Source organism: Amycolatopsis sp. FBCC-B4732 (genome assembly GCF_023008405.1).
Taxonomy (GTDB): domain Bacteria; phylum Actinomycetota; class Actinomycetes; order Mycobacteriales; family Pseudonocardiaceae; genus Amycolatopsis; species Amycolatopsis pretoriensis_A.
Window position 1 is genome coordinate 9,255,233 of sequence record NZ_CP095376.1, and the last position, 21,527, is coordinate 9,276,759.

A 21,527-nucleotide genomic window follows, 5' to 3' on the forward strand; every position below is an offset into this window, starting at 1 on the left:
CATGAAGAAGGTGGAACTGGGCCGGACCGGTCAGCACGTCAGCCAGGTGTCGCTGGGCTGCATGACGATGGGCACGTCGACCGGCGAACCGGCGTCGGCCCGCATCCTGGACGCGTACCTCGACGCCGGGGGCGACTTCCTCGACACGGCGAACTGCTACGCCTGGTGGGCCGGGCCGTCTTGCACCGGCGGCGAAAGCGAAGCCCTGCTCGGCCGGCTCATGAAGGGCCGCCGGGACCGGGTCTTCCTGGCGACGAAGGTCTCCGCGCAACCCCTGGACCTGCCCGCGGCCCGCGCCGCCGCCCGCCCCGACGGCACGACGGACTGGGAAGCCCGGGAGCGGACGTACGAAGGCGCGAGCGCCGCGGTGATCCGGCGTTCGGTGGAGGAAAGCCTGCGGCGCTTGGGAACGGACCACATCGACCTGTACTACGTCCACGTCGACCTCCGCCGCGAACCGCTGGAGGAGACCCTGTCCGCTTTGGACGGTCTGGTCCGCGCGGGAAAGGTCCGGTACACGGGTTGGAGCAACGTCCGCGCGTGGCGCCTCGAACGCATCCGCGCCTTGGCCGCGGCGAACGGCTGGGCGTCCCCGGTCGCGGTCCAGGTCCAGCACTCGTACCTGCGGCCGACGGGCGCCGACGTCCCGTCGATCGCGGGCGGCGAGCTCCTGGACTGGCTTTCGCTGCACCCGGACGTCTCCCTGGCCGCGTATTCCGCCCTGCTGCGCGGGATCTACGACGACGCGGCCTACCGGGAGTCCACTCCGATCTGGCGCGCGTACGCCGGTCCGGACTCCGAAGCGCGGCTGGCCGCGGTGGCGAAGGTGGCCTCCGCGCTCGACGCGTCCGGCAACCAGGTGGCGCTGGCGTGGTTGCTCCACAAGGGAGTGATCCCGCTGATCGGCCCGCGAACCTGGGAGCACTACGAGTCGATCGCGCCGGCGTTCACTTTGGAGCTCACCGAGGAGCACCTGTCCCTTTTGGACAACGCGTGATCAGTCCAGCAGGCGCTGTTCCTTGGCGACGGCGACGGCACCGGACCGGGTGTCCACTTCGAGCTTCGCGTAGATCCGGCTCAGGTGCGTCTTCACGGTCGCTTCGCTGATGAACAGCGCGCGGGCGATCTCCCGGTTGCCGAGCCCGTCGGCGAGCTGCCGGAGGATGTCCCGTTCGCGGGCGGTCAGCGCGGGCCGCGGCGTGCGCAGCTGCGCCATCATCCGGTCGGCGACCACCGGGGACACCGCGGTGCGCCCGGCCGCGGCCGCCTCGATCGCCGCGTACAGCTCGTTGGCGGACCCGGCTTTCAGCAGGTAGCCGGTCGCCCCGGCGGCGATCGCGCGGCTGATGTCGGCGTCGGTGTCGTACGTCGTCAGCACGAGGATCCGGGGCGCACTGGGGGTGCCCCGGATCCGGCGCGTGGCTTCGATCCCGTCGATGCCGGCGCCGAGCTGGATGTCCATCAGGACGACGTCGGGGTGCACGGCGGCGGCGGTCGCGGCGGCTTCCTCCCCGCTCGCGGTCTCGGCGACGACCTCGATGCCGTCGGCGCCGGCGAGCAGGGCGCGCAGCCCGGCGCGGACGACGGCGTGGTCGTCGCAGACGAGCACCCTGATGGTCACTGCGCTGCCTCCACCGGGATCGCGGCCGAAACCACCGTGCCCTGGCCGGGCGCGGACTCCACGGTCAGCGTGCCACCGAGCTGCCGGGCCCGGACGCGCATGGCGGGCAGCCCGTGTCCCCGGTCGCCTCGGGGCGAGGCCTCGGCGAACCCGCGCCCGTCGTCGGCGACGTCCAGCACGACCTGGTCGTCGAGGTAGGTGAGGGTGAGCACGACGCGGCCGGCCTCGGCGTGCTCGCGCGCGTTGGCCAGCGCGCCCTGGGCGATCCGGACCACAGTGGACTGGACGCGCTCCGGCAGCGGCCGCTCGTCGCCGTCGATGCGGACGTCGACCGGCAGCCCGGCCCGGCCGGCCACCGCGCGCAACGCCGCCTCGAGCGTGGCGTCGACGAGGTCGGCGGGCGCGAGGTCCTGCACCAGCCGCCGGGCTTCGGACAGGTTGCCCGCGCCGATGCGCTGCGCGGCACGCAGGTGCTCACGGGCCAGCTCGGGCCGCTCCCAGGCCTGGTCGGCGGCCTGCAGCAGCATCGACTGGCTGGACAGGCCCTGCGCGAGGGCGTCGTGCAGCTCCCGGGAAACGCGGTGCCGCTCGGCCAGCACGCCGGCGCGGCGCTCGGATTCACGCAGCCGCTCGGCCTGCCGCCGCATGAAGGTGATCACCGCGGCGGTGACCGCGGCGATGGCGATCGGCACGATGGTCAGGTTCGGGTCGAAGCCGTCGGCCAGCCGGTTCTGCGACACGACGACCAGCGCCGTGATCACGCCGACGAGCGCGAGGGCCTGCCCGGTCGGCAGCGTCCGCAGGCCGGTGACCAGCAACGGGATCGCCGACCAGGCGAAGCTGGGTGCGAGCACCACCAGGACGATCCAGAGCGCCAGCACGACGGTCAGCCAGACGAGGTGCCGCTCGACGAACAGGCCGGCGCCGTACGCGACGACCAGGGCCGCGGTGAACCCGATCACCCACGGCTGCAGGGGCGTGCCTTCGTGGCGGGTCAGGAACCGCACCGCCGAAGCGAGTACCAGCAGGAGGAACGCCGAGTGCATGACCGCGGCGAGCCACCGCGCGTCGGCGTCGGCTCCGCTCATGCCGTCCATGCTCGCTCCTTCCGTCTCCAGCACCAGCCTCGACCAGCCCCGATGTCCGCGCATCATCCGAACGGATGACCTCGGTGTCGATCGGTTTGATGACGAAAAGGACCTGGTGGCGGGCGGAAGCTGGAGTCATCGAACCCCGATCCGAGGAGCAGACCGTGATCTCGACCCGCACCCGCATCGCCACCACCGTCGCCGGGCTGGCCGCCGTCGGCGCCACCGCCGTCGGTGCCGTCTCGGCCACCGCGGCCCCGGCCCCGGCCACGCCGAAGGGGGTCATCCAGACCTCGCACCTGTCGATCGCCGCCGCCACGAAGGGCGCGCAGGCCGCGCTGGACGCCGCCACGAAGGCGGGCCAGCGCGTGTCGGTCGCCGTGGTGGACCGCGACGGCACCACCGTCCTGACCCTGCGCGGCGACGGCGCGGGCCCGCAGTCCTACAGCTCGGCGCAGCAAAAGGCGTTCACGGCGGTCTCGTGGAACGCGAAGACGTCCGAGCTGGTCGGCCGCCTCCAACAGGCCCCGACGCTGAAGGACATCGACGGCACCCTGTTCCTGGCCGGCGCCGTCCCGGTGACCGCGGGCAGCACCCCGATCGCCGCGATCGGGGTCGCCGGTGCGCCCTCCGGCGCACAGGACGAGTCGTTCGCGCAGGCCGGCGTGGACGCCATCGGCAAGTGACTAGCGTGGCTCCCATGTGGATCCGAGATGTCCGGCCCTGGGGCGGCGAACGCAGTGACGTCGAGCTGAACGGCGACCGGATCGCGGCGGTCCGCCCGCACGACCCGGCGCCGGTCCCCGGTGCGGTCGAAGGCCGCGGCCGCCTGCTGTTCCCGGCGTTCAGCGACGTCCACGTGCACCTCGATTCGACGCGGATCGGACTGCCGTTCCGGCCGCACACCGGCGCCCCGGGCGTCTGGGCGATGATGACGAACGACCGGGAGAACTGGCGCACGGCGGAGGTCCCGCTGCCCGAGCGGGTGGCGGGCACGCTGGAGCGGATGATCGCCAACGGCACCACGCGGGTGCGCAGCTACGCGCAGGTCGACGTCGACTGCGGGCTGGAGAAGCTCGACGCCGTGCTGGCCGCGCGCGAGAAGTTCGCCGGCCAGGCGGAGGTGCACGTCATGGCGTTCGCGCAGGCGGGCATCCTGCGCGAACCGGGCACCCTGGACGTCCTCGACGCGGCGATGCGCTCCGGCGCGACGGTCATCGGCGGCATCGATCCGTGCACTGTGGACCGCGACCCCAAGGGCCACCTGGACGCCGTCTTCGGCCTGGCGGAGAAGCACCAGGCGGAGATCGACATCCACCTGCACGAGCCGGGCCACCTCGGGCTGTTCTCGACGGACCTGGTGCTCGAGCGCGTCCGGGCGCTGGACATGCGGGGCAAGGTCACCATGTCCCACGCCTACGACCTCGGCTCGATCTCCGAGTCCGTCAGCCGCCGGGTGATCGACGACTTCGCTTCCCTGGACATCGCGATGACGACGGTGGCACCGTCGGCAGCCGGGCAATTGTCCCTTTTGGACCTCGTGGCCGCCGGGGTGCGGATCGGGCTCGGCGAGGACGGCCAGCGGGACTACTGGAGCCCGTACGGCAACTGCGACCTGCTGGACCGGACGTGGCAGCTGGCGTTCACCCGCGGGTTCCGCCGCGACGCGGACATCGAGCTGGCGCTGGCGGTCGCCACGACGGGCGGCGCGTCGATCATGAGCCGCGACGTCCCGCGCCTGGCCGGCGTCGACGACCGGCCGGGCCTGGCCGTCGGCGATCGCGCGGACCTCGTGCTGGTCGACGGCGAAACGCCGACCAGTGCGGTGATGGACCGCGGCCGCGACCGGACCGTGCTGCACGACGGCGTCGTCGTGGCCGACGGCTTGGCGGTGCTCAAGCCCTGACGCGCCCGGCCGTGGCGAGCAGCGCGGCGACGTTCGGCTTGTGCTCGTCGCGCTTGCGCCAGGTCATGGTGACGGCGGTCGTCTCCCCGGCGAGGGGTACGGCGACCGCGTCACCGCGGCCGGCGAGCGCGGGCACCAGCGCGCACCCCATCCCGGCGGCCACGCACCGCCCGAGCGCGGCGATGCTGGCGACTTCGGTCTCGATGACCGGCCCGTCGATCCGGTCCAGCATTTCCCGGAAGCCGCACCCCTTCGGCGTGGCGAGGAAACCGACCCCGCGGAGATCGCCGGGCTCGATCTTTTCCCTGTCCGCCAACGGGTGCCCGGGTGGGACGATGACGACGAGCGGCTCTTCCCCGAGGCGTTCGCTCGCGAACGCGGGGTCGGCCGGCGGGCTGCCGAAGGTGAAGCAGACGTCCACTTCGGACTGACGCACGGCCTGGTACAGCTCGCCGCGTCCGCCTTCGGTCAGCGTCAGCCGCACGCGCGGCCACTGGGCCCGGTACTCGCTGAAGATCTCCGGGATCCAGTGCGCGCACAGGGTTTCCAGTGCGCCGACGGTCAGTTCGCCTTCGGGCTCGCCGCGGTTTTCCTCGACCGCGGCCTTGGCTTCCTCGGCGAGGGAAAGCATCCGGTCGGCGTACCCGATCAGGCGTTCGCCGGCGGAGGTGAGCCGGAGCTGCCGTCCGCGGTCGAACAGCTTCGACCCGAGTTCCGCTTCCAGTGCCTGGATTTGCTCGGTGACGCTGGACTGCGCGTAGTGCAGTTCCGCGGCGGCGCGGGTGAAGTTGAGCGTCCGCGCGACCACGCGGAAGGTGCGCAGGTGGCGCAGTTCCATGGCATCCCCCATCGGAGTTCCCGATACCGCCCATCGTAACTCCCTGCTTCCGCCGGTGTCACCGAGCGTCCAGGCTTCGAGGTGTGGCAAGACTCCTCACCGGCCTTTCGCTGGGCTACTTCCTGGTCATGCTGGACACGACGATCGTGACGGTGGCGCTGCCGGCGCTGTCGCCTTCGCTGGCGGACCAGCAATGGATTTCGAACGGCTACACGCTGACGTTCGCGGCGTTCCTGCTGACGGCAGGCGCGTGGTCGGACCGCTTCGGCGCCCGCCGCGTGTTCTTCACCGGCTTGGCCGCCTTCGCGGTGCTGTCGGGGTTGTCCGCGTTGGCGTCTCCCGCGTTGTTGATCGCCCTCCGCGCGCTGCTGGGTGTGGCGGGGGCTTTGCTGGTGCCGTCGTCGCTGTCCTTGATCGCGACGGCGTACCCGGTGCCGGCCGCGCGCGCCAAGGCGATGGGGGTGTGGGCGGCGGTGAGCGGAACGGGGCTGGTGGCGGGCCCGCTGCTGGGCGGCGTGCTGACGGAGGCGTTCGGCTGGCGCGCGATCTTCGTCGTCAACGTCCCGGTGGCGCTGATCGCGCTGGCGCTTTCCCGCTCCGCGCCGTCGACGCCGCCGAAGCCGGGGCGGATGGACGTGGTCAGCCAGCTGTCGGCGATAGTCGCTTTGTCGACACTGACGTATGCCCTGGTAGAAGCCGCTTTCTGGGCCCTGATCCCCGCGGCCGCCGCTGCACTGGTGTTCCTCCGGGCCCAGCGCCGTCCGGACGCGATGCTCCCGCGACGTCTCGTGTCGTGGGGTCTCCTGGCGGGCGCGATCGTGAACTTCGGACTGTCGGGCGTCCTGTTCGTCCTGTCGCTGTACTTTCAGCAAACCCGCGGCTACGCCCCATCGGCAACGGGCTTGGCGTTCCTCCCGTTGACCATCCCGACGGCGTTCAACCCGATCTTCACCGGCCGCCTGGTCGCCCGCGTCGGCTCGCGACTTCCCGCGGTGGCGGGCTTTTCGTTGATGGCGTCGGGAACGCTGCTGCAAGCGTTCGCGCCGTCGCTTTCGGTCCTGGCGCTGGCCGCGGTGGGGTTCGGCGTCTCACTGGCGATCCCGTCCCTGCTGACCGCGGTGGTCGGCGCGGCCCCGCCGGACCTGTCGGGAATCGCGGGTGGTGCGTTGAACGCGTCCCGCCAGACGGGCGCGGTCCTGGGCGTCGCCGTCCTCGGCGTGCTGGCCTCTGGAACGTCGGCGGCTTTCGCGCTGGCCGCCGCAGCCGTGATCTTGTTCGCCGGGGGTGTTTCCTGTTCTTGCGTGAAACGGGAAACCCCTAGTCGATTAACACTGCTTGACGAATCCTGGTTGCAGGGCCGGAAATCACTCCGGAATCCCCTGAAAAAACCATTCCCGAGGAGGGATTCGTCATGTCCTTGCCCAGAAAGCTGGCCAGAATCGGTGGCCCCGTGCTGGCCCTCTGCATCATCGCGGCGGCGCCGCTGATCGGCTCCACCACGGCGTTCGCGGACGGCGGCGGCAGCACCCCGCCGCCGGTCACGACCACCACCCCGCCGCCGGCGGGCACCGACGGCAACCCCTGGCACGGCTGACGCGGGCCGGGCCGGCCGGGCCGGGGGCGGCCGGCCCCGGGCCGCATTCACCGCGAAGCGCAGGCGCATTCCCAATCCACGCGATCGGATCGCAATTCACCGGCTTCCGGCAAACCGAGTTCGGCGAACGCTTCGACGGCGGCGTCCCAATGCGTGACGGCGTCGTCGTGCGCGCCCATCGCGTGCAGCGTTTCCGCGACCCCGCGGTGCGCGCGGGCCTGGTAGGTGCGGTTCCCGTCGCCGACGGCCAGGTCCAAGGCCGCGCGGCCGGCGGAGAGCGCGTCCCGGTGCGCACCCCGCGCGAGCGCGGTCGCGCCGCGGTCGAGGTAGAGCTGCGTGCGCAGGTCGGCGTCCGGCACGTTGGCCGCGACCTCCTTGGCCTTGTCGTGGTAGCGCACCGCTTCGGTGAACTTGCCGCGCTGGCGGTGCACGTTGCCGATGTTGTTCAGCGCGTACGCCTCGACGCAGTGGTCGCCGACTTCGGCGGCGTGCGCGTGCGCTTCGGTGTAGCTGCCGAGCGCCTCGGTGAGCAGCCCGAGGTTCTCCTGCACCGAACCGAGGTTGTTGAGCGCGTGCGCGATGCCTTGGACGTGCCCGATTTCCCGCAGCATCCGCGCCGCGGCTTCGTGCTGACCCAGCGCGACTTCGAGGTTGCCGTGCAGTTCGTTGAGGTAGCCGAGCATGCTCAGCGCGTGGGCTTCGCCCCGCCGGTCCTCGCTCAGCTCGTACTTCGCCAGCGCGGCTTCGAGGTGGGCGATCGCCTGCTCGTGCTTGCCCAGCTCCATGGTGGGGATCGCGAGCGCGCACAGCGTTGCCGCTTCGCCCCGCGCGTCGCCGAGCCGGTGCCACTTCGGCAGCGCCCGGGCGGCGAGTTCGAGTGCTTCCGCGAGCCTGCCGCGCCGGTCGTTCGCGGTCGCCAGCCGGAGCAGCACGTGCGCCTGGCCGTAGTCGTTGCCGGGGTCGGCCGAGACGGTCTCCCAGGCGAGTTCGAGCGTGCCGATCCAGTCCTCGAACTGGTTGGTCGTGTTGAAGTAGCGCCACAGCAGCACGGCGAGGCGCCAGGTGTGCTCGGGCAGGTCGTGCCGGGCGGCGTAGTGGATCGCGGCCACGAGGTTGACCTGTTCGGCGGCGATCCAGCGCAGCCCGGCGGCCTCGTCGGCGAACGCGGGCGTGACCGGGCAGGACCGGTCGGACGCCGGCAGCTGGGCCCGGTCGAACGGGTACGCGGCGCCGACCGCGGCCGCGAGCGTGACCAGGTAGAAGTCGAGCAGCCGCACCAGCGCCTGCCGCGGCGCCGGTTCGACGGCGGCGAACTCCTTGAGCGGGTCCAGCATCTGGTACCGCTCCGGCGCCGCCTCCTCCAGCAGGCTGACCTCGTGCAGGTCGTCGAGCAGCAGCCGGGCCGCGGGGACGTCGCACCCCGCGAGCGCGGCGCCGCCGGCGACGTCGACGTCCGGCCCCGGCAGGCCGCCGAGCAGCCGGAACATGGCGCGCTGCGGCTCGCCGAGCTGCTGGTAGGACACCCGGACGGCGGCGATGCCGTCGTCCTCACCCCACGGGCCGCCTTCTTCGAGCAGGTGGAGCAGGTGCTCCAGCGGCCACCGGTCGTGGCGCCGGAACAGCGCGGCGGCGACGCGGATCGGCATCGGCAGGTACCCGCAGCGCTTGACGACCAGCGCGACCTCGGCCGCCCGCCCGCGTACGCGCGCCGCGTCGGTCAGCGCGGTGAACAGCTCGGCGGCCTCGTCCGCGGGCAGCGGTGACAGCCGGACGGGCTCGCCCGTGTCGCCCATCCGCCGGCTGGTGACGATGGCCAGGCAGCCGTCGGCTTCGGGCAGCAGCGGCCGGATCTGCTCGGCCGACGCGGCGTTGTCCAGCACGACCAGCGTGCGCGTGCCCCACAGTGTCGTTTGGTAGAGCGTGACCTTCCGGCCGACGGTGGCCGGGATCTGCTCGGCCGGCACGCCGAGTTCGACGAGCAGCTCGGTGAGCGCGTCGCCGACGCTGGTCTCGGGCACGCCGGGGGTGAACCCGTTGAGCCGGGCGAGGAGCTGGCCGTCCTGGAACCGGTCGCGCAGCCGGTGCGCGGCTTCGATGGCGAGTCCGGTCTTGCCGACGCCGGGCGCTCCGCTGACCCAGACGGCGCTCCGGCCGGTCACGGCGGCCTTCTCGATCTTGGCGAGCTCGCCGACCCGTCCGGTGAACGCGCCGGGCCGCGACGGCAGCGAGCTGGGCGGATCGCCGTGTTCGGCGCGCGCGGCGAGGTTGCGCAGCACGGGCCCAGGCTCCATGCGCAGCTCGGCGAGCGCGGCCTGGGTGCCGCGGAAGACGCGCAGCGCGCCGACCTGGTCACCACCGGCGAGCAGGGCACGCATGAGGAGCTCGGCGTGCTTCTGGCTGGCCGGGTCGGACCGCACGAGCGGCCGCAGCCGGTCGCGCGCCGAGCGGTGGTCACCGGTGTCCAGCTCCAGCTCGGCGAGGTCGCCCACGACGTCGGAAAGACTCTCCTCGGGGAAGCCGACCCCCGGCCCGCCGACGCGGTCGATGTCGATGTCTTCGAGGAACCGCCCCCGCCACAGCCCGACGGCCTCCCGCAGCAGCTCGATCTTCCGCCGCGGGTCCTCGGCCCGCCCGGTCTCGGCGCGCAGCCGGTCGAACCGGACGGTGTCGAGCTCCTCGTCGCCGACGCGCAGGAGGTAGCCGGTCGGGGTGGTTTCGATGCCCACGCCGACGTCGCGCAACCGCTTGACGTAGCTGCGCACCAGGGTGGGTTTGGTTTCCCGGCCGGTCCAGACGATCTCGGCGAGGCGGGCGCTCGACACCGGCTTGTTCGCGTTCAGGAGCAGCACGACGAGGACGAACCGCTGCTGCTGGTCACCCAGCGGCACCGGCGCGCCGTCGTGCCACGCCTCCAACGGGCCGAGCATCCGGTACTCCACGCGGCCTCCCCGCTGTCAGCTTGCTGTCCTCTTTTGACATCGCGCAATCGGCCGTCAGGGTTTCGAAAATCCGCATTTCTTGCACGTTCGGTACACGCGCGCTTGCCAGGCTTCGCCCGGTCGAATCAGGGGTGAAGGAGAAACGGATATGGGGTCCGACGTGTTGCCGTGTTACATAGCGTGCGACGTCTCGCTTTCGATGGCCGACCACATCGACGAGCTGAACGCGGGCTTGCGCGAGTTCCGCGGCGCGGTCCACGCGTCGTTGCTGGACCGGGTGCTCTGCAGCGTGATCGGCTTCGGCGCCGCGCCTTCCCTGGTCCAGAGCCTGTTGCCGATGGACGAGCTGGCCGAGCTCCCCCCACCGGGCCCGTCCGCCGGCACGGACTTCGGCCCGGTGTTCACGTTCCTGCGCACGGCGATCGAGTCCGACGCGCGGGCGCTGGCGGCCCACCGCGTCCACGTCCACCGCCCCCTGGTGTTCTTCCTGTCCGACGGCCAGCCGACGGACCCGGTGACCTGGCCCGCGGCCTTCTCTTCGCTCGCCGATCCTTCGTGGGCCGACCGCCCCCGAATGGTGGCGTACGGCGTGGGCGACGCGGACGAAGCGGCGTTGAGCCGCATCGGCACGTTCCGTTGCTACCTGGGCCGCGACGGCATCCGCCTGGGAAAGGCCCTGATCGCCGCGGTGATGCACGTTCTGTCCACTTCTCGTCCACCGGGCGATCGCACGCTGTCCTGAAGGGGGTGACCCGCCATGGAGACGCACTGAAGGAGAACGATGGTGGAGCGCGCGGAGCTGATCCAGGAGCTGAAGACGCTGCGCAAGGGCCGAGGCCTGGCGGGCCGGGTGGACGACCGAGTGGGGCCTTTTTTGAGGACGGCGTGCTCAGTGTCCGAGGGCGACGGAATGGTGGCGATCCGCGAGAAGGTCTCAGGCCGGCTGTCATCGCTGGCTTCACACCTCCCGGAGGATCTCCGGGTAGCGGCATTGGCGGCCTTCGCGATCTCGACGGAGGCCCGCCACCCGCTGTACCAGGACCGGGTCAGATGGGCGGCTTCCCTCCTGGACCGAGACCCGCGGACGGTCCGCCGTCGCGTGGACGAGGCGATCGAGGTCCTGGCGGAGCTGGCTTCTTCTTCGCCCTCTCCCGCGCTGTCACCGGACAGCTGGCACACGGCGTCCCTTTCGGTGTCCCTGGTGCTGGACCAGGGGGCGCCGTTGGTCCTCGAGCAACGTCGAATCGTGGCCGATCGGGACGGTCTCACCTCCCTGGACCTGGCGGTTTCCCTCCCGGCCGGCCGCCGCGACGTCTCGGCGACGGTGCTGTACGGCGGACGTCTGGTGGACCGCGGGATGGAGGCGTCGGACCGCTGGGGCTTCGCCCTTGCCTTGCCGCGCCCGTTGACCCGAGGGGAGTCCTGGGAGTCCTCGGTGCTGTTCCGGCTGTCGTCGCCTTCGGCGTTGCACCCGCACATGGTGTGCGTCCCGCGCCAGCCATGCGAGTCCTTCGACCTGCGGGTGCGGTTCGACGGCCAGCCGGAGGTCCGGGTACTGGAGGGAGCATTCCAGCGGGACGTCTCGGACCCGGCTTACCGCGGTCGCCCGCACGCGGTCGACCCCTCGGGGGAGATCCACCTGCGCTTCCAGCGTCTGACTCCAGGCCTGGCGTATGGGGCTCGGTGGTCGGAGCAGCTGTGAACAACTGACGGTCTTCGGTTCAGAGTCTCGCTCGAACGGTGGTATGAGCGGCGGCAAATTTTGCTCCTGTTGCCGAAGTGAATAAAGAGAAAACGGTGGGGACGCTGCGTGATTGCCGACGATCTATCTCTTACCCGTTTGGTCCGGTGACACTGGATCTAGTAAGAGGTTTCTTGAGTATGGACTGGACTGATCCAGGGAGGTGGGGCATTGCGTCGAGATCGGGGATACGCGGCGCCGAACGGCGCACCTGCATTGGAAGTGGTGATCTCGGACTTCGGTCGTGCGGTGACTCGGAAACTTCTGACCGGCCACGGTTCCCGGGAAGATCACTTGCGCGGACCGTTCGAGAAGATGCTCAATGCCATCGCGGAAAGCGTCGGGTTGCCGGTCACGGTCATCGGCGAGACACGCTTGCCGGATCTCTCCCTTCGCCCGGACTACGCGATCGACGTGGCCGGAGCCCGGGTCGGTTACGTCGAGTTGAAGAAGCCCGGGCACGGAGTGCCGGGTACCTGGTCGAGGCCGTCGCCGCACGACAAGAAGCAATGGGAAAAGTTTCAGCTTCTGCCGAACGTGCTCTACAGCGATGGCGAGCAGTTCGCGCGCTACGAGTTCGGCAAACTGCGGGGCGAAGTCGCCCTCTTGGCGCCCGGTATCGACCGCGCGGGCGATAAGTTGCATGCTCAGAGTGGCGCCTTCGCTCGAGTCATGACCGATTTCCTGCTCTGGGAGCCGGAGCGGCCACGGTCGCTGAACGATCTCGTGCGACTGACGTCGAACCTCTGCCGGCTCCTCCGAGACGACGTCGCCGTCGAGTTGGACCGCGAGCGGGCTGGGCGTGCTCGGCACCAGACGTTCAGCGCGCTGGCCATGGATTGGCGCCAGGTGCTGTTCCCGAATCTGACCGATGTCCAGTTCGCGGACCAGTACGCGCAGACGATCACGTTCGCCTTGCTGTTGGCCAGGGTCGAAGGGGTGAGCTTTCCGGGGCGCTCGATCGGTGAGATCGCGCGGTTGCTGGGAAAGAAGCATTCGTTGATGGGGCGCGCTCTCACGGTGCTGACCGACCAAGCCGAGGAAGAGCTGAGCATCGCACTCACTACGATGATCAGGGTGCTCAGTGTCGTCGACTGGGCGGAGTTCCCGGACGACTCCTACTCGATGTTGTACGAGAACTTCCTCGACAACTACGATTCGTCGCTCCGCCGCAAGAGCGGGGTCTACTACACCCCGGCGGCACTGGTTTCCTTCACCACCCGCTTCGTGGACGAACTGCTCCGGACGCGACTCGGGCGCCGGCTCGGGTTCGCCGAACGAGACGTCATCGTCGTCGATCCGGCAATGGGAACCGGAAGCTTCCTCGCGGAGGTCGTCAACACGGTCGCCGCGACCATCGACGCGGAAGAGGGACCGGGCGCGGTCGCCCCGCACCTGCGAGAACTCGCACGCCGGCTGATCGGCTTCGAGAACCAGGCCGCCCCGTACGCGGTCGCCGAACTGCGGGTGCACAGCCTGCTGAAGAAACGGCACCGGGCCGAGGTCCCCCACAGCGAGCGCCGCTTCCTCGCCGACACGTTGGACGACCCGGACGCGCAAACGCTGCCGCTGGGAAAGATGTACGAAGCGATCGACCGTTCGCGGCGCGGCGCCAACCAAGTGAAGCGGGAAGAGCCTGTGATGGTGGTGATCGGCAACCCACCTTTCGCCGACAAGTCCGGCGGTACCGCCCCGTGGATCGAAAATTCAGGAGCGGGCCGCGCCGCTCCGGGTTTGAAGGCCTTCCGAAAATCTGGCAACGGGCGTCGTGAGTACGTCCTGTCGAACAAATACGTCTACTTCTGGCGTTGGGCGACCTGGAAGGCGTTCGAGGCCCATCCGGGCCATCCATCCGGCGTGGTCGCCTTCGTCTGCTCCGCGGGCTTCTTGGCGGGACCGGGGTTCGCGGGTATGCGCGAGTACCTCCGCCGGACGGCGGACGAAGGCTGGATCGTAGACCTCACTCCTGAGGGGCATCAGCCTCCTATGAACACCAGGTTCTTCCGCGAGAATCAGCAACCGATCTGCGTCGCGGTGTTCATCCGGCGGGGTGGCCCGGACCCGGACGTTCCCGCTCGGGTGCATCGCACGTTGGTCAAGGGGACCGTCGAGCAAAAGGTGGACGCACTGGCTTGCCTGATGACTGGTGATGCGCGTTGGCAGCTTTGCACGAACGCCTGGGATGCGCCGTTCGACATCGGGGAGTCCGGAATCTGGGCTTCCATGCCGACTGTTCCTGAACTCATGCCTTGGGCTTTGCCTGGAGTTAAACCGAACCGGACCTGGGTCTACGCGCCGGAGCCGGAGACGTTGTGGGAGCGCTGGAAGGTGTTGGTCCGGGCGCCTGTGACCGAGAAGTCGACCTTGGTCAAGGAAACACGCGACAGCAAGTTGAACATCGAAAAAGCACAGGTGCGCGGCATGGGTCGACATGTCGGCACCATGGGGGCCGAGACAGGGCCGTGTCCTCCGTTGTGTCGCTTGGGGCATAGATCTTTCGATCGGAAATGGGTGATACCGGACAACAGGTTGCACGACACGCCGCGGCCGCCATTGTGGTACACGCACTCGGACAAACAGATCTTCGTGGTCGAGCAGCATGCGCACCCTGTGACCGCCGGACCGGCCCTGGTCTTTTCCTCACTGATCCCGGACATGCACTTTCATTCAGGACGCGGCGGCCGGGTGCTTCCGCTGTACCGAGACGCCAAGGTGAACACAGCCAACGTCAGCCCCGGCCTGCTGGAGCATCTCTCACGGCGGCTGAAATGCATCGTCGCGCCAGAAGACCTGGTCGCTTATCTAGCTGCGGTCGCCGCGCACGATGGCTACACTCGCCGCTTCGCCGAGGAACTGAAGCAACCCGGGATAAAGATCCCCCTTACGGCCAGTCGATCCCTGTGGCGGGCAGCGGTGAATATCGGGCAGGAAGTGCTGTGGTTGCACACCTATGGTGAGCGAGGTGTGGACCCCGGCGCCGGGCGCCTGGCGAGTGCGCCTCGCCTGAACGCGGACCGGCCTGCTGTGCGACTCGGCATACCGGATACCCCGGACCTGATGCCTGAGAAGATTTGGTACGACGAACCAACTCGTTCACTTCACGTCGGCGACGGGATCGTCGCACCGGTTTCGCCCGCTGTGATGGCGTTCGAGGTTTCGGGGATGCCCGTTGTCAAGCATTGGTTCGGGTACCGCAAGAGGCGGCCGGACGGCACCCGCTCGTCGCCGCTCAACGACATCGTCGCCACGACGTGGACCCCGGCGATGACCACAGAGCTGCTGGACCTACTGAACGTGCTGGAGCGCTGCGTGGCGCTCGCGCCCGAACAGGACAGTCTCTTGACGAAGATCGTAAGTGGTCCGCTGATAACGGTGGACGATCTCGTATCGTCCGGAGTGCTGCCCGTGCCCAGTTCGGCGACGAAGATGCCCAGACCTGATCTCGAAAACGATCTCTTCAGTGAAGCTGACTAGATCGTCGGATCTCGCGACGGGGGAGAGTGTCCCCAGTTTAGTGCCCCCGGCAGGATTCGAACCTGCGACACCCGCTTTAGGAGAGCGGTGCTCTATCCCCTGAGCTACGAGGGCTTGCGTACCTCGGGCAGCCTACCCGACATGCGGTACGAGGACAGCAAGGCCCGCAGGTGGGCGAACACCAGGCCGCTGGGAGTGGCCAGCCCAGCCGTTGCCCCGCTGCTCCCGGTACGGCTTCCGTCACTACCTTGTCGCCATGCGACGAGATGGGATCCGGAGTGCGAACCTACTACGACCAGGACGACCACGAAGGTTACGAAGCTGGTCAGGACCTCCTGGTCCGGCGGTTCACCGTCTGGGCCGAAGCGCAGGGCCGTGAGATCGACCCCTACGCCGTGATCTCGGCGCTCCAGTTCCGGCACACCTCGATCGACGGGCGGCTGGCCTACTGGACCGGCGAGCTGGTCAAGGCCTTCCTGCTGACGTACGTGCCGCGCACGCTCTCGGCCACCGCCGCCGACGCCGTTCTCGTGCCCGAAACGCTGCAGCTCTTCCTCCGCTACCTGCACGAGACCGGTCTGGAAGATCCCATGGGCGAGCCCCCGGCGGATCTTGAGGGGGCGGTTGCCAAGGCGGCCGCCGAGTTCCCGGCCGCGATGGCCGATGAACGCAACTTCGGTGTCGGCAAGTACTGGGTCATGACCGCCCTCCGGAACGGTGTCGACGCTGAGGATTCGGACGCCTTGAACGCCTTCCTCGCCGAGGTGCGCGAGGGGAAGCACGCCTACGACGGCGAACTCCTCGCGGAAATCGCCGCCCGGCATGCGAGCGAGCAGCCCGAACGCGCTCTTCCCCAACTGCCGGTCTCGTTGCCTCCGGATTCGGAGCTCAAAGCCGCGGCGGAGCGCTCTTCGCTCGTGATCAAGCTCCGGAAGTTCGTCGAGTGGGTGGGTGACGGCCGGGTGCTGACCGGGACCGGTGCCCTCAAGCTCGCCGACGCCCGTGAGCTGGTGTCGCTGCTGGACACCGGCGACGCCTTCGAACGAGACCTCGGCGGCGAGGTCCAGACCGTGCGCAGCAGTGCCGACCTGCCCAACCTCGCCATCCTGTTCGAACTGGCCAAACGCGCGCGGCTGGTGCGGGTGGTCAAGGGCAAGCTGGTGCGCGTGGCGAAGGCGGCGCCGCTGGTCAAGGATGCGCTCGCCTTATGGACAGCCGCGTTCGACGCGGTCCCCGAACCGGGCCTGCTGGTCAAGGACAGCGGTTGGGCACCGGGCTACGCCTTGTTGCTCGACGAGAACCTCGACATCGTGCTGCCGGACGTGCTCAACACGATCTACGGCATGCCGGAGCCGGTTCCCGTGGTCCGGCTTGCCGAGACTGTGTGGCTGGCCTGTACCGAGGGCTACTACCTCGATCTCGAACCGTCGATGGAGCCGCTGTGGCGGGACGGCCTCGCGGGTGAATTTCGTCGGCTGCTCACGAAGCTGGCCGAGTTCGGCGCTGCCGAGCTGACCGTGGGACCGCCCGACCCGATGTTCAGCATGGATCTGGTGCCGGAGAACCCCGAACTCCCACCGGACGTCCAGGACCGCTTGCGGGTCGCGCTCGAGGCCCCGTCGGTCGATCTGGTCACCCTCACCCCACTGGCCACCCGGGCCGTCCGGGCCCGGCTGCTGCGGGAAGGCCGGTTCGCGCCCTTGGTGGGTGAGCTCGCCGCCGCAACTCCCGCGGCAATGCTGGGCGTGGTCGCGGAGCACTACAGCGAAGACGAGGCCGCGGCGGAGATCACCGGGTGGCTTGCCGCGCACGGTGGCCGGGGTGCGGGACTGCCGTTGCTGCTGGACGCAGTCCGCGAGTGTCCGTTCCGCACACGGGCGTCCGTCATGCTCGAGATTCTCACCGGCTCCCTGCCGGACGGTGAGGCGGTGCTGCACGACCTGCGCACCGACCCGGCCTTGGGACCGATCGCGACACAATTGCTGGTGGAGCGCGGCGAGCTGGCTCTCGAAGGCCTCGACCAACGCGAGGCCCTGCTCGGGATGGCCGAGCAGTTCCTCGTCCTGCTGGAGACGGCCGGACCGGAAGCGACGGCTGCGACGCTGACCGAGGTGCCCGACGACGAACGCGCGCACCTGGCGGAAGCGATCCTCGGTTCGGGCCACCCGGATCGCGAGGGGCTCGCCGAACTGGCCGAAGTGTTCGAGCAGGTTCGGCCGGTCCGCAACGTACATCCGCTGGGAGGTTTGACGCGGTCTCGCGGTGCCAAGGGAAAGAGCAGGAAACGCCGCAGGTGAGCCGAGTTTCTGGTGAGGCACAACCGGTCTCGGTAGCGTGCCCGGCATGGGCACGAAGAGCGAGCGGCGGGCAGCTCGTGAGAAGGTCGCCGCCTACCACGAGGCGCGGCTCGCCGAGTTGGTCGAGAGGGTCGGAGAGGCTGTTGATCGACACCGGGCCGGCGAACTGGATGCTTTCGAGGTCGACGAGGTGATCCACCAGTACCACCGCGCCGCCCGAAAGCTGTGGACATTCTGCGAGCTGTCCGGTTCGCACGCCGAGATCACCGCGCACACCATTCAGCGCGTGGCTGACGAGGGCGAGACCATCGATTGGTGGCAACGAGGCGAGGCACGTCGCCGGTGATCCCCGGCGGGCGGCCCGACCTACGTCGTCACCCAGGTGAGTGGTTCTCCTGGCGTTCGAGACAAGCTGGTACACCCCGCCGGACAGCCCACTGCGCCTGACCTGGACGGACCAGTCGGTCACCTGGTCGTGTCTGGTTTCGAACTGCTGAACAACAGTAGGTAACCTTCGTTAACGGGACGCGGGGAGCCGCCTCCTACTGGCTGTTGCGGAGGGCTTCGTTGATCAAGCTCATGTTCGCCGACGACGAGGAACTGGTGCGCTCGGGGCTGCGCGCGATGATGTCCGGGGCCCAGGACATCGAGATCGTGGGCGAAGCCTCCGACGGCAGATCCGCGGTCGAGGTCGCCCGTCGATATCACCCGGACGTTGCCCTGCTCGACATCAAGATGCGGGCCCCCGACGACGGCATTCGCGCGCTCAGGGCCATCCTTGCGCTCCCCGATCCGCCCACCGTGGCCATGCTGACCACCTTCGACATCGACGAGTACGTCAGCCTCGCGCTGCGGCTCGGGGCCAACGGCTTCCTGCTCAAGGACATCGATCCCGCCGCTCTGCTGCGGGCGGTCCGGGACCTCGCGCGAGGGGGTGCCGTCCTCGATCCCGGCGTCGCCGCTCGGATGGTTCAGTCGCATCGGGACGAACAACGTGCCGCTCAGCCCGCGCGGAAGCTGCTCGCCTCGCTGTCCGAACGGGAACGTGAAGTCGTCGCGCTGATCGGCCAAGGGCTGAGCAACGCCGAGATCGGGGGGCGGCTCCACCTGTCCGAAGCCACCGTCAAGGGGTACGTCTCCGCCGTGCTCTCCAAGATCGGGGCCGCGAACCGGGTGCAGGCCGCGCTGCTGGCCTACCGCGGTGGGCTGCTCGACCAGTAGACCATGCTGCTCACGGCGCTGGAGTTCGTCGGGCTCGTCGCCTTCGCCGCGTCCGGGGCGCTCGCCGCCGTGCGGGCGCGGCTCGACGTCTTCGGGGTCGTCGTGGTCGGGCTCACCACCGCGCTCGGGGGCGGGGTCATCCGGGACGTCCTCCTCGGCATCCACCCGCCGACGACGTTGCGGAACTGGCCCTACCTCGCCGTCTGCGCCGGGACCGCGCTCGTCGTCTTCGCCTTCCACCCGCAGGTCGCGCGGCTGCGGCGGGGCGTTCTGCTCGCGGACGCGCTCGGGCTCGGCGTCTTCGCCACCGCCGGGACGACCATCGCGATCGACGCCGGCGCGACCGTGTACGCCGCGTGCCTGATCGGGATGACGACCGGGATCGGGGGCGGGGCCGTCCGGGACCTCCTGCTCCGGGAAATACCGCTCGTCCTGCGGAAAGAGATCTACGCCGTGGCCGCGCTGGCCGGGTCGGTGCTCGTCGCTGCCGGTCACGCTCTGCGACTGCCGGCCGGGCCGGTCACCGTCGTCTCGGCCGCCGCCGTGGTCGCCGTGCGGATGATCGCGCTCTGGCGGCACTGGAACGCCCCCGTCGCGCGGGCACCGGAGTGAGCATTCTCTTTGTCAGTTCTGTGTGTGTTCTTAGGCGAGTCTCAGCACGCTGGGTAAAACTGTCGCCATGCGCATCCTTGTGGTGGACGACGACCGCGCCGTCCGTGAGTCGCTTCGGCGGTCCCTGGAGTTCAACGGTTACCAGGTCCAGCTGGCCAGCGACGGTGCGCAGGCGCTGGAGGCGATCATCGCCGACCGGCCCGACGCCATGGTCCTCGACGTCATGATGCCGCGGCTGGACGGGCTCGAAGTGGCCCGCCGCCTGCGCAGCACCGGCGACGACCTGCCGATCCTCGTGCTGACCGCGCGCGACACCGTCTCCGACCGCGTGTCCGGCCTGGACGCCGGCGCCGACGACTACCTGCCGAAGCCGTTCGCGCTGGAAGAGCTGCTCGCCCGGCTGCGGGCGCTGCTGCGCCGCGCTTCGCCGGAGGAGCGGAACGGGCAGGCCTCGGAGATGCTGTCCTTCGCGGACCTGACCCTCGACCCGGGTACGCGGGAGGTCCGCCGCGGCGGGCGGGAGATCAGCCTGACCCGGACCGAGTTCGCCCTGCTGGAGCTGTTCCTTTCCTACCCGAAGCACGTCCTCACGCGGGGCCGGATCCTGGAGGAAGTATGGGGTTACGACTTCCCGACGTCGGGCAACGCGCTGGAGGTCTACGTCGGCTACTTGCGCCGCAAGACGGAGGCCGAGGGGGAGCCGAGGCTGATCCACACGGTGCGGGGGGTGGGGTACGTCCTGAGGGAAACCCCGCCGTGACCGAGCCCGGCGACCCCCGGGGCACGCGCTGGGGGACGCGCCGGTTCTCCCTGCGCGGCCGGGTGACGCTGCTGGCCGCCGCCTGTGTCGCCGGTGCCGTCGCGCTGGTGTCGATCGGCGCGTACATGGTCGTCCGCAGCAACCTCTACCAGCAGCTCGACGACAGCTTGATGGCGCGCGCGCAGGCCGCCGCCGACTCGCCGCAGGTGCAGACCGAGCTGCGGCAGGTCCCCGGCGCGTTCCTCGCCAGCGCCGACTTGCAGATCGGGCAGCTCAACGCGGCTCCGGACGTCCAGCACGCCGTGATGACCTACCCGCTGTCGAGCTCGGCGCCGCCGTTCGGCCAGGAGGAGCTGGCCGTCGCGAACGGCGACTCGCCCGAGTCGATGCGGACCGACTTCCGCACCGACAGCCGCGTGGTCGCGCTGCCGACCGGGCACGGCGAGGCCATCGTGCTCGCGCAGTCGATGGGGCCGACCAAGCGCACGCTGAACGAGCTCGCGCTGGTGCTGTTCCTCATCGGCGGTGCCGGCATCCTGGTCGCCGCCGCGGCGGGCACCGCGGTCGCGCGCACCGGCCTGCGCCCGGTCGACCGGCTGACCCTGGCGGCCGAGCGCGTCGCCAAGACCGGCGACCTGCGGCCGATCCCGGTCAGCGGGGACGACGAGCTCGCGCGCCTCACCACGAGCTTCAACACGATGCTCGGCACGGTCGCGGACTCCCAGGAACGCCAGCGCCAGCTGGTCGCGGACGCCGGCCACGAGCTGCGGACGCCGCTGACGTCGCTGCGCACCAACCTCGAGCTGCTGCTCGCCGCGAGCAAGCCGGGCGCGCCGCCGCTGCCGGACGCGGACCGGATCGACATCGTCGCGGACATCAGCGGCCAGCTCGACGAGCTGACGCAGCTCATCGGCGACCTCGTCGAGCTCGCCCGCCAGGACGAGCCGCGCGAGCGCTTCGAACGCGTCGAGCTGCTGGACGTCGTCGAGCGGGCGCTCGACCGGGCGCGGCGGCGCGCGGGCGAGATCGACTTCGACGTCTCGCTGCAGCCGTGGGTGCTCACCGGCGACAACAGCTCGATCGAGCGCGCGGTGCTGAACCTGCTCGACAACGCGGTGAAGTTCTCGCCGCCGGGGTCGACGGTCTGGGTGCGGCTGTACCCGCTCGGCGACGGCACGGCGGTCGTCGAGGTGGCCGACGCCGGCCCGGGCATCGCCGAGGAAGACCTGCCCAAGGTGTTCGACCGCTTCTACCGCTCGTCGGAGGCGCGGACGCTGCCCGGCTCGGGGCTCGGCCTGGCGATCGTGAAGCACGCGGCGGAGCGCCACGGCGGCGCGGTGTACGCCTCGCAGGCGCCGGAGGGCGGCGCGTTGATGACGATTCGGCTGCCGGGGGCGCCCGGCTGACCAGCGACTCCAAAGTTCACCCGTGGCTCA

At 70.0% G+C, this 21,527-nt stretch carries 18 protein-coding genes, 1 tRNA gene and 1 pseudogene; 15 read left to right on the forward strand and 5 right to left on the reverse strand.

What is annotated here, in order from left to right; translation table 11 throughout:
* Nucleotide 1: 1 nt before the first annotated feature.
* Entirely contained in the window at nt 2-997 is a 996-nt protein-coding gene (locus MUY14_RS42100) for an aldo/keto reductase (protein ID WP_247018149.1), read from the forward strand.
* On the opposite strand, the gene MUY14_RS42105 is transcribed toward MUY14_RS42100, so the two are convergent.
* Both MUY14_RS42105 and MUY14_RS42110 read right to left on the reverse strand, forming a co-directional pair.
* The gene (locus MUY14_RS42105; protein ID WP_247018150.1) at nt 998-1,621 is read right to left on the reverse strand and encodes a response regulator transcription factor; all 624 of its coding nucleotides are present in this window, start codon (nt 1,619-1,621) and stop codon (nt 998-1,000) included.
* Nucleotides 1,618-2,718: a sensor histidine kinase gene (locus MUY14_RS42110; RefSeq protein WP_247018151.1), complete on the reverse strand. Its 1,101-nt coding sequence runs from the start codon at nt 2,716-2,718 to the stop codon at nt 1,618-1,620. Before MUY14_RS42110 ends, MUY14_RS42105 begins: the two co-directional genes overlap by 4 nt.
* Nucleotides 2,719-2,873: 155 nt before the next feature.
* On the opposite strand from MUY14_RS42110, the gene MUY14_RS42115 reads away from it, so the two are divergent.
* Together MUY14_RS42115 and MUY14_RS42120 are read left to right on the forward strand one after the other, a co-directional pair.
* Nucleotides 2,874-3,395: a heme-binding protein gene (locus MUY14_RS42115; protein ID WP_247018152.1), complete on the forward strand. Its 522-nt coding sequence runs from the start codon at nt 2,874-2,876 to the stop codon at nt 3,393-3,395.
* Between the two features lie 14 nt (nt 3,396-3,409).
* Nucleotides 3,410-4,615: an amidohydrolase family protein gene (locus MUY14_RS42120; RefSeq protein WP_247018154.1), complete on the forward strand. Its 1,206-nt coding sequence runs from the start codon at nt 3,410-3,412 to the stop codon at nt 4,613-4,615.
* Here the strand turns inward: MUY14_RS42120 and MUY14_RS42125 are convergent.
* Nucleotides 4,605-5,453 (reverse strand): LysR family transcriptional regulator, encoded by an 849-nt coding sequence (locus MUY14_RS42125; RefSeq protein ID WP_247018156.1) that lies wholly within the window; start codon nt 5,451-5,453, stop codon nt 4,605-4,607. The genes MUY14_RS42120 and MUY14_RS42125 overlap by 11 nt on opposite strands.
* An 83-nt stretch (nt 5,454-5,536) precedes the next feature.
* Here MUY14_RS42125 and MUY14_RS42130 point away from each other — a divergent pair, with 83 nt between their 5' ends.
* Both MUY14_RS42130 and MUY14_RS42135 read left to right on the forward strand, forming a co-directional pair.
* On the forward strand, nt 5,537-6,940 hold the full coding sequence (locus tag MUY14_RS42130) for an MFS transporter (protein WP_247018157.1): 1,404 nt from the start codon (nt 5,537-5,539) through the stop codon (nt 6,938-6,940).
* Complete coding sequence (locus MUY14_RS42135) at nt 6,904-7,047, forward strand: hypothetical protein (protein WP_247018158.1); 144 nt, start codon at nt 6,904-6,906, stop codon at nt 7,045-7,047. Before MUY14_RS42130 ends, MUY14_RS42135 begins: the two co-directional genes overlap by 37 nt.
* A gap of 47 nt (nt 7,048-7,094) precedes the next feature.
* Here the strand turns inward: MUY14_RS42135 and MUY14_RS42140 are convergent, their stop codons facing one another.
* Entirely contained in the window at nt 7,095-9,986 is a 2,892-nt protein-coding gene (locus MUY14_RS42140) for a tetratricopeptide repeat protein (RefSeq protein ID WP_247018159.1), read from the reverse strand.
* Between the two features lie 148 nt (nt 9,987-10,134).
* Here MUY14_RS42140 and MUY14_RS42145 point away from each other — a divergent pair, with 148 nt between their 5' ends.
* From MUY14_RS42145 to MUY14_RS47415, 4 genes and pseudogenes are all read left to right on the forward strand, one after another.
* Complete coding sequence (locus MUY14_RS42145; RefSeq protein WP_247018160.1) at nt 10,135-10,728, forward strand: hypothetical protein; 594 nt, start codon at nt 10,135-10,137, stop codon at nt 10,726-10,728.
* Nucleotides 10,729-10,767: 39 nt separating this feature from the next.
* A complete protein-coding gene (locus tag MUY14_RS42150) occupies nt 10,768-11,688 on the forward strand; it encodes a hypothetical protein (protein WP_247018161.1) in 921 nt (306 codons plus the stop codon).
* 1,164 nt (nt 11,689-12,852) lie between these two features.
* Nucleotides 12,853-13,344, forward strand: a pseudogene (locus tag MUY14_RS47410) (N-6 DNA methylase); the annotation flags it as partial.
* A gap of 240 nt (nt 13,345-13,584) precedes the next feature.
* Complete coding sequence (locus MUY14_RS47415; protein WP_396126884.1) at nt 13,585-15,201, forward strand: type ISP restriction/modification enzyme; 1,617 nt, start codon at nt 13,585-13,587, stop codon at nt 15,199-15,201.
* Nucleotides 15,202-15,242: 41 nt separating this feature from the next.
* Here MUY14_RS47415 and MUY14_RS42160 read toward each other — a convergent pair.
* Nucleotides 15,243-15,315: transfer RNA gene (locus MUY14_RS42160), tRNA-Arg, on the reverse strand.
* A 56-nt stretch (nt 15,316-15,371) separates the two neighbouring features.
* Here MUY14_RS42160 and MUY14_RS42165 point away from each other — a divergent pair.
* The 6 genes from MUY14_RS42165 (at nt 15,372) to MUY14_RS42190 (ending at nt 21,497) form a co-directional block, all read left to right on the forward strand.
* A complete protein-coding gene (locus MUY14_RS42165) occupies nt 15,372-17,498 on the forward strand; it encodes a hypothetical protein (RefSeq protein ID WP_247018163.1) in 2,127 nt (708 codons plus the stop codon).
* Between the two features lie 46 nt (nt 17,499-17,544).
* A complete protein-coding gene (locus MUY14_RS42170) occupies nt 17,545-17,844 on the forward strand; it encodes a hypothetical protein (protein ID WP_247018165.1) in 300 nt (99 codons plus the stop codon).
* 221 nt (nt 17,845-18,065) lie between these two features.
* Nucleotides 18,066-18,719, forward strand: coding sequence for a response regulator transcription factor (locus MUY14_RS42175; protein ID WP_003087851.1), 654 nt, complete (start codon nt 18,066-18,068; stop codon nt 18,717-18,719).
* Nucleotides 18,720-18,722: 3 nt separating this feature from the next.
* Nucleotides 18,723-19,331, forward strand: a complete 609-nt coding sequence (locus tag MUY14_RS42180) for a trimeric intracellular cation channel family protein (protein ID WP_247018167.1) — start codon at nt 18,723-18,725, stop codon at nt 19,329-19,331.
* Nucleotides 19,332-19,398: 67 nt separating this feature from the next.
* Complete coding sequence (locus MUY14_RS42185) at nt 19,399-20,091, forward strand: response regulator transcription factor (RefSeq protein WP_247018169.1); 693 nt, start codon at nt 19,399-19,401, stop codon at nt 20,089-20,091.
* Nucleotides 20,088-21,497 (forward strand): HAMP domain-containing sensor histidine kinase, encoded by a 1,410-nt coding sequence (locus MUY14_RS42190; RefSeq protein WP_247018171.1) that lies wholly within the window; start codon nt 20,088-20,090, stop codon nt 21,495-21,497. The genes MUY14_RS42185 and MUY14_RS42190 overlap by 4 nt, the downstream gene beginning before the upstream one ends.
* Nucleotides 21,498-21,527 lie beyond the last annotated feature (30 nt).